Annotated in this window: 8 protein-coding genes and 1 pseudogene; 3 read left to right on the plus strand and 6 right to left on the minus strand. The window is 64.2% G+C overall.

The features are described 5' to 3' along the window. Positions 1-51: 51 nt before the first annotated feature. Entirely contained in the window at positions 52-1821 is a 1770-nt protein-coding gene (locus NKH90_RS20055) for a glucan ABC transporter ATP-binding protein/ permease (RefSeq protein WP_352614164.1), read from the plus strand. A 238-nt stretch (positions 1822-2059) separates the two neighbouring features. Next, positions 2060-2812: a heme ABC transporter permease gene (locus NKH90_RS20060; protein ID WP_352820534.1), complete on the plus strand. Its 753-nt coding sequence runs from the start codon at positions 2060-2062 to the stop codon at positions 2810-2812. A gap of 226 nt (positions 2813-3038) precedes the next feature. On the opposite strand, the gene NKH90_RS20065 is transcribed toward NKH90_RS20060, so the two are convergent. Beyond that, positions 3039-4097, minus strand: coding sequence for a D-TA family PLP-dependent enzyme (locus NKH90_RS20065; protein ID WP_352820536.1), 1059 nt, complete (start codon positions 4095-4097; stop codon positions 3039-3041). A 245-nt stretch (positions 4098-4342) separates the two neighbouring features. Here NKH90_RS20065 and NKH90_RS20070 point away from each other — a divergent pair, with 245 nt between their 5' ends. Next, the gene (locus NKH90_RS20070; protein ID WP_352820537.1) at positions 4343-5029 is read left to right on the plus strand and encodes a D-lyxose/D-mannose family sugar isomerase; all 687 of its coding nucleotides are present in this window, start codon (positions 4343-4345) and stop codon (positions 5027-5029) included. 668 nt (positions 5030-5697) lie between these two features. On the opposite strand, the gene NKH90_RS20075 is transcribed toward NKH90_RS20070, so the two are convergent. The 5 genes and pseudogenes from NKH90_RS20075 to NKH90_RS20095 all read right to left on the minus strand — a co-directional run. After that, a complete protein-coding gene (locus NKH90_RS20075) occupies positions 5698-6486 on the minus strand; it encodes an RDD family protein (RefSeq protein ID WP_352490118.1) in 789 nt (262 codons plus the stop codon). 64 nt (positions 6487-6550) lie between these two features. Next, positions 6551-7582 (minus strand): stage II sporulation protein M, encoded by a 1032-nt coding sequence (locus NKH90_RS20080; protein WP_352820539.1) that lies wholly within the window; start codon positions 7580-7582, stop codon positions 6551-6553. Beyond that, positions 7579-8838: a DUF58 domain-containing protein gene (locus tag NKH90_RS20085; protein ID WP_352820541.1), complete on the minus strand. Its 1260-nt coding sequence runs from the start codon at positions 8836-8838 to the stop codon at positions 7579-7581. The genes NKH90_RS20080 and NKH90_RS20085 overlap by 4 nt, the downstream gene beginning before the upstream one ends. A 44-nt stretch (positions 8839-8882) precedes the next feature. After that, positions 8883-9839, minus strand: coding sequence for an AAA family ATPase (locus NKH90_RS20090; RefSeq protein WP_352449246.1), 957 nt, complete (start codon positions 9837-9839; stop codon positions 8883-8885). Beyond that, positions 9826-10185 (minus strand): annotated as a pseudogene (locus NKH90_RS20095) (DUF4350 domain-containing protein); the annotation flags it as partial. The pseudogene NKH90_RS20095 and the gene NKH90_RS20090, both read right to left, overlap by 14 nt.

A 10185-nucleotide genomic window follows, 5' to 3' on the forward strand; every position in this document is an offset into this window, starting at 1 on the left:
CGAGTCAAAAAATGACGCACTGCACCATAAATAATTGGCGGAGTAGCTGAAGTGTCACTTCTGCAAATCTACTGGCGAGCCCTTGGTTATCTCGCTGCCGACAGGAAACGCGTTGCGTTTATCTGCGGGGCGAATGTCGCGCTTGCCATTATCGCCATTCTCGAGCCGATCATGTTCGGCCGGGTGATCGATGCCATTTCGGACCGCGGCTCGGTATTCGCGACACTCGCAATGTGGGCCGGCCTCGGCGCGTTCAACATCATCGCCTTCGTGCTGGTGGCGCGCGGCGCCGACCGCTTTGCCCACCAGCGGCGCAGCGAGGTTCTTTGCCAGTCGTTCGAGCGCGTGATCACCATGCCGCTTGCCTGGCATCATCAGCGCGGCACCTCCAATTCCCTGCACACGCTCCTGCGCGCGGTCGAGACCTTGTTCAGCCTCTGGCTGGAATTCATGCGGCAGCATCTGTCGACGGCGGTTGCGTTGGTCCTGCTGGTGCCCACCGCGCTCAGCATGGATATCCGCATGTCGATGGTGCTGCTGGCGCTTGGCGCGCTCTATGTCGGCATCGGACGGCTGGTGATGCGGCGCACCAAGGAAGGCCAGGCGGCCGTGGAGCGGCACTACCACAAGGTATTTGCGCATGTGACCGACTCGGTCAGCAACGTCGCCGTCCTGCAGAGCTACAACCGCATCGGCCATGAGACCGAGGCGCTGAAGTGCTACGTCAAGAACCTGCTCGACGCACAGAATCCGGTGCTCGACTGGTGGGCGATGGCCAACGCGCTGCACCGCCTGTCGTCGACGATTTCGATGATGGTGGTGCTCTTGATCGGCGCCTATCTGGTGACGCACGGCCAGTTGCGCATCGGCGACGTCATCGCCTTTACCGGCTTTGCCACGCTGCTGATTGCCCGGCTCGACCAGATGTCGGCCTTCGCCAACCAGATTTCCGAGGCGCGCGCCAAGCTCGAGGAATTCTATCATCTCGAGGACTCTGCATCCGACGCCGCCGAGCCCGATGGGCTGCGCGATCTCGTCAACGTCACCGGTCATGTGCGTTTCGAGAATGTCTGCTTCGAGTTCGGCAATTCCGGGCAGGGCGTCGACGACGCGTCGTTCGAGGTCCAAGCCGGCCAGACCGTCGCCATCGTCGGCCCGACGGGCGCCGGCAAGACGACGCTCATCAACCTTCTGCAGCGCGTCTTCACCCCGTCCAGCGGCCGTATCCTGATCGACGGCATCGACACCCGCACGGTGACCCGCAAGTCGCTGCGCCATTCGATCGCGACCGTCTTCCAGGATGCCGGCCTGCTCAACCGCTCGATCGAGGACAACATCCGCGTCGGCCGCGCGGAGGCGACCTATGACGAGGTTCATGCCGCGGCCAATGCCGCCGCCGCGCAGGATTTCATCCTGTCGAAGAGCGAGGGCTACGACACGGTCGTCGGCGAACGCGGCGGACAGCTGTCCGGCGGCGAGCGCCAGCGCATCGCGATCGCCCGCGCCGTGCTGAAGGACGCGCCCATCCTGGTTCTCGACGAGGCGACCAGCGCGCTCGACGTCGAGACGGAAGACCGCGTCAAGGACGCCATCGACGAATTGCGGCGCGGCCGCACCACCTTCATCATCGCCCACCGCCTGACCACCGTTCGCGATGCCGATCTGGTCGTGTTCATGGACAAGGGCCGGGTGGTCGAGATGGGCGGGTTCACCGAACTGTCGCTGCGCAACGGTCGCTTCGCCAGTCTGCTGCGCGCCGGCGGCCTGCTCAACGACGAGGAGGTCCGCCGCCTCAGCCGTCCGGTGAACGAAGCCGCTTGAACGCTTCCCTTCTCCCCTTGTGGGAGAAGGTGGATCGGCGCGCAGCGCCGAGCCGGATGAGGGGTGTTGGAAGAAACTCCACGCGCCAGAATTCCAGCGCCCCATTCTGTCCAGCACCCCTCATCCGACCGAGCTTCGCTCGGCCACCTTCTCCCGCAAGGGGAGAGGGAAAGAGGAACTGCCCCCGACCTCGCCGCTGCGGTTGCCGCAACTCCGCCGGCGGTCTATGTAAGGCGGCATGAGCGACACGACTTCACGCCTCTCCGGCTGGATGGACCTTGCCAACCCGACGCGGTTCGTCGGGCTGGCCGACAAGGTCGTGCCGTGGCTGGCGAGCGTTGCCGCCATCATCCTCGCTGTCGGCCTCTACATGAGCTTCACGGCGCCCGAGGACTTCCAGCAAGGCATCACCGTTCGCATCATGTATATCCACGTGCCTTTCGCCTGGCTCGCCATGATGTGCTACACGCTGATGGCGGTCTCGGCACTGGGCACGCTGGTCTGGCGCCATCCGCTGGCCGACGTGGCGCTGAAATCGGCGGCACCCATCGGCGCCGTCTTCACCGCCCTTGCACTGATCACCGGTTCGATCTGGGGCAAGCCGATGTGGGGCACCTGGTGGGTATGGGACGCGCGGTTGACCTCGGTCTTCATCCTGTTCCTGATGTATCTCGGCATCATCGCGCTGACCCGCGCGCTCGACGATGCCGGGCGCGCCGCGTGGGCCGCCGCCATCATCACCCTGGTCGGCTTCATCAACATTCCGATCATCAAATTTTCGGTCGACTGGTGGAACACGCTGCATCAGCCGGCGTCGGTGTTCCGGCTCGGTGGCCCGACCATCGACCCAAGCCTGTTGTGGCCATTGCTGGTGATGGCACTCGGCTTCACCGTGCTTTTCTTCGCGCTGCACCTAGCGGCGATGCGCACGGAAATCCTCCGCCGCCGAGTCATTTCGATGCGCCGCGTCGCGGCAAGGCAGGCTAACTGACCGCCGTCGAGTTCCTTCGCGCCCCCCTCTGTCCTGCCGGACATCTCCCCCTCAAGGGGGGAGATTGAATGTCACGTATCGTTTCGCCAATCGCGAATGTTGAAAGAGAGGCGAAGCTACCGATCTCCCCCCTTGAGGGGGAGATGGCCGGCAGGCCAGAGGGGGGGCGCTGTCCCTCCAGCGTTTGAAGGATTTTGTACCTGAAGCGCACGCGCTCCAGCTTGGTTCACCCCATCCGTCCTCGCGCCTTGACCTGGAGCGTCTCGATCACCGTCTCGCCTTCGACCAGATGCACCTCGTCGAACAGGTTGGTAACGACGCAGCAATGATCGGGCACGACGCGCACGCGCTCGCCGATGCGAAGCTCGGCGCCGCCTGACAGCGTGACATTGCCGTGCTCTTCGCTGAGGCTGGTCACCCTTGCGCTTGAAATACCCAGCAGCTCGCCGAAATCGGCGAGCCCCAGCGTGTCGCTGGACAGGGCCTTGCTGCCGGCGTCGAGGATGGCGCGTGTCGGCGTTGGATGGCTGACCACCGTCGACAGCACCGTCAGTGCGCAATCGTCGAGGCTGCCGACGCCTTTGGCGACCTGATAGCGGTCGAGATAGATGTAGGTGCCGGGCCGGTATTCGGTAATGACGCTATGCTCGCCGGAACGCCACATATCGGGTGTGCCGCCGCTGGAGATGCGCTCGCAAGCAAGGCCGGATGCGGCAAGTGCTTGCTGCGCATCGGCGAGCCACGCCTCGGTCTCGGCGGCGCGGCCAGCCCCCGGGTAGGTCATCAAGCCGCCGAAGACGAGCCCCCGGACCTTGTCGATCTCGCTCGCCAACGCGACTGCCTCGCCGACCGACTGCACACCGCAGCGGCCCATGCCGGTGTCGCATTCGACCAGCACCGGCAGGCGGTGGCCGGGATCGGTAAAGGTGGCGGCAAGTCCCATCAGCGTGTCCATGCTGTCCGTTGTCACCGAGAGGGTTACGCGGCCGTGCAGCGCCTTGAGGCGCTCCAGCTTGGCCCGCCCGACGATATTGTAGGGCAGAAAGATGTCGGTCAGTCCGGCGTCGGCCATGACCTCGGCCTCGCCGATCTTCTGGCAGGTGATGCCGACGGCGCCCGCCGCGATCTGCTTCTTTGCCCAGTAGGGCAGCTTGTGGGTCTTGATGTGCGGCCTGAGCTTCAGCCCGTGCCGGTTGGCATGGGCCTGCGCCCGCGCGATATTGGCTTCGGCGCGGCCGGCATCGATCAGGATCGCCGGCGTATCGAGGTCGTCTATGCTGCGCATGGTCTCACCATCGGAAAATTGGTTGACCTTATGGCCCTGATCGGACCCCATGTCATGGGGCCAGCGACAGCAGTTTGCATCGACACCGGATGGACGTTCGGCTATTGCGGTTTGAGCAATTCCAGGAAAAGTGTGAAACGGTTTTCCGTCCGGAATTGCGTCCAAAAAAAGATAGAGCGGTTCGGCGTTCCGTGAAACGATGAATCGTTCTAGCGCTCGCAAAGCGACGGGAAGGAACCACGACCATGAAACGCTCCGCCATCAACGACATCATCCGCGACGCCGACGCCTTCATCCGCTCGTTCGGCTACATCATGCCGCCCTTCGCCTACTGGTCGCCGGAAGAGATGAAGGCGCGCCGGCAGGATTCGTCGGCAATCTTCTCGTCGCGGCTTGGCTGGGACATCACCGACTACGGTCAGGAGAAATTCGACGAGCTCGGCCTGTTCCTGTTCACCGTTCGCAACGGCCGCTACGAGGACATGAAGAAGGGCATGGGCATGCTTTATGCCGAAAAGATCATGATCTCGCGCAAGGATCAGCTGTCGCCGATGCACCGCCACAACATCAAGGCCGAGGACATTATCAACCGTGGCGGCGGCAAGCTGGTGCTGGAGCTGTTCATGCATGATCGCGATGGCGGCATCGATCCGAAGGCCGAGGTATCGGTGCCTGTCGACGGAACCATCCACAGACTACCTGCGGGTGGGCTGCTGAAGCTCGACCCAGGCCAGAGCGTCACTTTGCTGCCGGGTATCTGGCATGCCTTCTGGGCCGAGGGCAAGGACGTGCTGATCGGCGAGGTCTCGACCGTCAACGACGATCTCACCGACAATGTCTTTCGCGAACCAATCGGCCGCTTCGCGGACATCGACGAGGACACGGCACCGCTGCATCTGCTGGTGTCCGATTATGAGAAGTGGGTGGGGTAAGAAGCGACGGGCGGTCTGGCCGGTTGGCAAAGTTTGCGCTATCTTTGGTCAGTGGACCCTCCGCCTAATCAACGTGGGAACGTCGCCTGGTCGAAAAAACATTGAGGACTCGCCTGTTACGGCGAGTGCAGTTCTCAATTCGTCGGACAAAACTATATGATTTAACTGCTGCTCATCTCTAGCCAGATGAATAGTACCTAAGCAGTGCTCAAAGTGTACGTAAAAATTACAAGAAATTATATGTAAGACGTTACCTCCTTCCACCGCGCTGGCAACATCAGATCGTTCTGGATCTATGCAGCGAACCCGGCTGAGTGGCAGAACCCAAGAAAACTTGTTAGTCGTTCCGTCGCGGGTCACTAAGGTTATTGGATAAAATTGAACAAACTCTTGGGGCACGAATTTCAAAATTATTTCCTGCCACGTATCATCAACAGCCGGAGGGTTGCCAGTTGGTGGGCAGTGAAGGCTTTCAAAATTGATTAAATTGGATCTGGCACGAAGCACCGGCCGACCACGAGATTCCTCGATTGGTACGGAGGTCATCGCATCAACGGGGGTTACTGGAGAACCGTAGTCAAAAGTCGCCGGCTGAAACGACGTATCCAATCGATCGTACCAAACCCAAGCCATCGTAGTTCTCCAATAGAAGGGCTGCGAAAGCGAACCTACCGCTGATGCTTATCGGCCCTGCGGTTGCCCAGCAGCAGCTTGCGCTCGAGATGCGCCCGCAATTCCCCGTAATACGCCGTCAGGAACGCGCGTGCGTCATGGGCTTGGGGTGCCGCGCCGATCTTGCGTCCGATCGTTTCGGCCACCGTCCGCAGGGCGAAATAGTCGTCGCGGCGCAGCACCTCTTCCAGCTTGTGGAGTTCGGCAATCCCGTAGGCATCGAGCTGGGCGTGGCTGAACCGGAAGGCGCCGGCCGCCGGATCCTGCCGTGCCGACAGGTCTTCAAGCAAGGCGCGCTTCGGCGCCTCTACCACCCAGGTCCCCGCCAACAGATCACCGATCCGCATGCGGTCGCGATTGAACAGCGGGAACAAGGCAAACAGCAGCGTCCACACCAGTCCGAACACCGTCGTCAACGTGTCGGCGAGGTCGGTCCCGCTGCGTCCAACGATGATCGACAGCGGCAGGAACACCTCGATCTCGCGCATCAGGTTGCGGGCGATGACCTGGTCGATCGACAGGCCGTCTCCGCTGCGCGACGCGACCCGGATGCCGACGATCCGCTTGCCGGGCGTAGCCGCGCGCCGGCCCGCTTCGAAGACGATGAAGTAGGCGTTGCGCAGAAAGAAGATCAGGATGATCCAGACGACGAAGAGCGGCTGAAATCCCTCGCTGCCAAGGCCTCCCACCCCGAACAGCGCGACGATCGTGATCACGATTGCAGCCACGGCGATGAACACGATGTCGAGCAGGAAGGCGGAGGCCCGCGTGCCGGCGTCGGCCAACTTTATCCGGAGATCGACGCCTTCGGGCGTGATCAGCGGCCGTACAGCCGCGAAGGCGGCGCGTTTAACGATCGCCATGCCGCACCGCCCGGAACAGGTAGAAATAACCGATCCACAGCACCAGCATGCCCCCGCCAATGCCGTAGCGCGTGACGTCGCTGGTGATGGTCTGCCTGCCAATGCCCTCGAGCAGCCCGGCAAACAGCAGCATGACCGAGACCCCGACCATGGCGTTCGCAGCGATGCGTCCGGCGCGAGCCGCTGCCGCCATGCGTGTCAATTCGCCGGGAAAGGCGATGCTGGTGCCGATGCGCATGCCCGCCGCGCCGGCCAAAGAGATTGCGAACAATTCGGTTGTGCCGTGGATGGCCAGCCAGCCGCCGAGCTCCATGCCAAGCCCCTTGGACCAATAGACTTGGAACAACGCCCCGATCATGCAGCCGTTGTACAGCATCAGCAGCACCGTCGGCACCGCGAAGGCGAAGCCAAGGGCGAAGGCCAGGATTGCGACCTGGACGTTGTGCGTGAACAGATAGGCGGCAAAGCCTGAGAGAAAGCCATTGTCGCCATCATAAAGCATGCCTCGCAGCAGTTCGGCCGAGGTGTCGGGGCCGCGGCCTCCTGCGAGGCCGGGCGGGATGATCGCGTCGAACCAGCTCTTGTCGGATGCCACCAGCCAGGCGCCTGCACCAATGCCGATCACCATCAGCGCGACCGACGCCAATGTCTCGCGCCACAGGTCGCGAATGGCTTCGGGCCAGTCATGCAGGAAGAAATCGGCGAGGCGCTGCCGCAGCCCGCGGCGCGCGCCGTAGAGATAGAAATAACCGCGCAGCGACAGCGCTTCGAGATAGCCGACCAGCGCATTGTCGAGCGATGTCGCGCGCGCCACCGACAGGGAAGACAGCGCCGATCGATAGAGCAGCGGCAGCGACAGCAGCTCCTCTTCGGAAAGCGTCCGCGGCGCACGCTTCTCGACACGCGCCAGCAGCGCCTCGAATGCCTTCCAGTCGGCCTCGCGCTCGCGGCGGAAGCTGGCCAGCGACTGGCGTACCGCGTCGCCGCGCACCGCATTGCCGCGTACCGGCGCCGTCACAGCAAATCCTCCTGCTTGAACTGCAGATAGCGCTCGACCAGCGCCGGGCCGAGCCGGTTGTGGTCGGCTTCGATCACATGCGCCCCGAGCAGGCGCAGCCGGCCGATGACGACCTGCCTTTCGCGCAAGAGCCCTCCGGCAACGACCGCGCGGGCAACATCCTCGCCGGAGCGTGGCGGCAGGTCGGCCAGGCCCTCCAGTTCGGTGTCCTTCATCATCATGAACAGCACGAGATGCCGTTCGGTGAGCCGGCCCACGGTGCGCAGCATCAATTCCGCGCTGATCGGATCGACGAAATCGGTGAAGATGATGACCAGCGAGCGGCGGTCGAGCCGCGCCGCCAGCGTCGTCAATGCCAGCGTGAAATTGGTCTCCTCGCTGGAGTAGTCGATCTCGGCGGCCCGTTTCTGGATCATCGCAAAGCTGGCGGGGCCGCGCACCGCGCCGCTCGAAACGCGCGGCCTTGCATCGAAGCCGAACAGGCTGACCATGTCACCGCCCTTCAGCGCGATGAATGCCGACAGCAGGGCGGCCGTCACCGCCCGGTCCACCTTCGGCACCCCGTCGACCGGTTCGCACATCAGGCGTCCGCTGTCGATGGCCAGCACGATGTTGTTGTTCTCCTCGATGCGGAACTCGCGCGCCAACAGCTTGCCGTGGCGGGCGCTGCGCTTCCAGTCGATCATCCGCCGGCCCATGCCCGGCTGGTAGTCCTTGAGCGCGTCGAACTCGCGGCCTTGACCGGCGCGGCGCTGCGCATGGCCTTCGGCAAGCGCCGCATGTTGCAGCAGCGTGATCGCCTCGCCGCGGGCGCTGCTGACGTCGGGCAGCACCGCAACCTTGCTTTCCACCGGCAGCACGACCTGGTTCCAGACCAGCCCGAACGGCCCGCGCCAGCGCACCCAGAGACGGTCGAAGCTGGCGACGCCGCGCCGCAGCGCCTGGAAGCGGAGGTTGAGCGAGCCGCCTCCGGCGGTTGGCAGCAAGGCGCCGCCGCTGCCGTCCACCGGCGCCAGACGCGCATCGTGGCCGACGCGGGCCTCCGCGGCGCGCGGCCCCGAGTGACGGGCGGCGACGTGCACGCTGAACTCGCCGCCGACACCGACCTGCTGCGGCGCATCGATGCTGGCATTCAGCGATGCCCGTCCGCGTCCGGCCGCGGCATCCACCGCCAGGAAGGCAAGCAGCAGGCAACTCCACAGCAATCCCAGATACCAGAACGACGGCAGCGCCAGCGCGACCAGGAAGGCCGGCACCGCGCCGGCCGCAGCTGCCCATACCGCTCGGCCGCTGGGATAGATCAACGTGGTGCTTCCGTCTGGTCGACCAGGTCGGAGACGATCTGCTCGACCAGCCGGCCATCGATCTGTGCGGCAGGCGAAAGGATGACGCGATGACGCAGCGCCGGCACCGCCAGCGCCTTGACGTCGTCGGGGATCACATAGGCGCGTCCGTCCAGCGCCGCCCGCGCACGCGCCGCCCGCGCCAGCATGGCGCCGGCGCGCGGACTGGCCCCGACCTCCAGATCGGCATTTTCGCGCGTAGCCCGAACCAGCGCCGCTATGTAGCCGACGACATCGTCGACAAGGGTGACGGAGCCGACGACTTCAAGGGCCTCCTGCAGCGTCTCGCGGTCCGTCTGCGCTTCGATGCCATATTGCGCGATGTCGTGCGAGGCGGAGCCGCCGCCGTGATGGACGATGATGGCTCGTTCTTCCTCGGGGCCGGGATAGCTGACGCGGTGCTTGAACAGGAAGCGGTCGAGCTGCGCCTCCGGCAGCGGATAGACGCCCTGGTGCTCGATCGGATTCTGGGTCGCGACGACCATGAAATTGCGGCCGAGCGAATGCGTGGTGCCGTCGAAGGTGACCGCATGCTCCTGCATCGCCTCGAGCAGTGCGGCCTGCGTCTTGGGCGGCGTGCGGTTGATTTCGTCGGCAAGCAGGAGATCGCAGAAGATCGGGCCGCGCGTCAGCGTGAACTGCCCGGTCTGGAAGTTGTAGATGTTCGACCCGACGATATCGCCGGGCATCAGGTCCGGCGTGAACTGGATCCGCCCGTAGGCGATCCCAAGCGCCTGGGCGAAGCAGCGCGCGGTCATGGTCTTGGCCGTGCCCGGAGGACCTTCCAGCAGGATATGCCCGCCCGCAAACAAGGCGGTCAGCATCAGGTCGACCGTATCGTGCTGCCCGGTGATCGCCTTGGCCACTTCTTCCCTGATCCGTGTCGCCAGGGCCTTCACATCATCGACGTTCACCGAGCCTCCTTGCCGTCCAGTCATGCAGCCGTTCTGCTGCCTGTTGCATCTGCGTCAGATTCTTCGCCTCGCCGGCCGCTTGCGAGCGCGTCGTGAAGCCGCCGGCTTGCTCCTTATCGCGAGAGTCGAGCCAGTGGTCGAGCGCTTTGCCTTGCAACCCTTGCGGTGCGCCGAGCAGCGCGCCGGCGCGCACCCGCATCAAGGCCGCATAGCGGCCTCCCAGCTCGTCCAGCCGGCCGGCACGCCGCATGAGCATCGCCGTCGTATAGACCACCGCACGCTGTTCCGATGCGGGAGCCGCGCGGTGGATTACGCGGGGGGCCGCACCCCCACCTCCCAGACAGAA

The organism is Mesorhizobium sp. M0898 (assembly GCF_040319695.1).
In the GTDB taxonomy this organism is placed as follows: Bacteria; Pseudomonadota; Alphaproteobacteria; order Rhizobiales; family Rhizobiaceae; genus Mesorhizobium.

Bases quoted from the DNA above. Each gene is read 5' to 3' on its own strand.
- NKH90_RS20060 (WP_352820534.1), top strand. From the start codon at position 2,060: ATGAGCGACACGACTTCACGCCTCTCCGGCTGGATGGACCTTGCCAAC.
- NKH90_RS20065 (WP_352820536.1), bottom strand. From the start codon at position 4,097: ATGCGCAGCATAGACGACCTCGATACGCCGGCGATCCTGATCGATGCC.
- NKH90_RS20070 (WP_352820537.1), top strand. From the start codon at position 4,343: ATGAAACGCTCCGCCATCAACGACATCATCCGCGACGCCGACGCCTTC.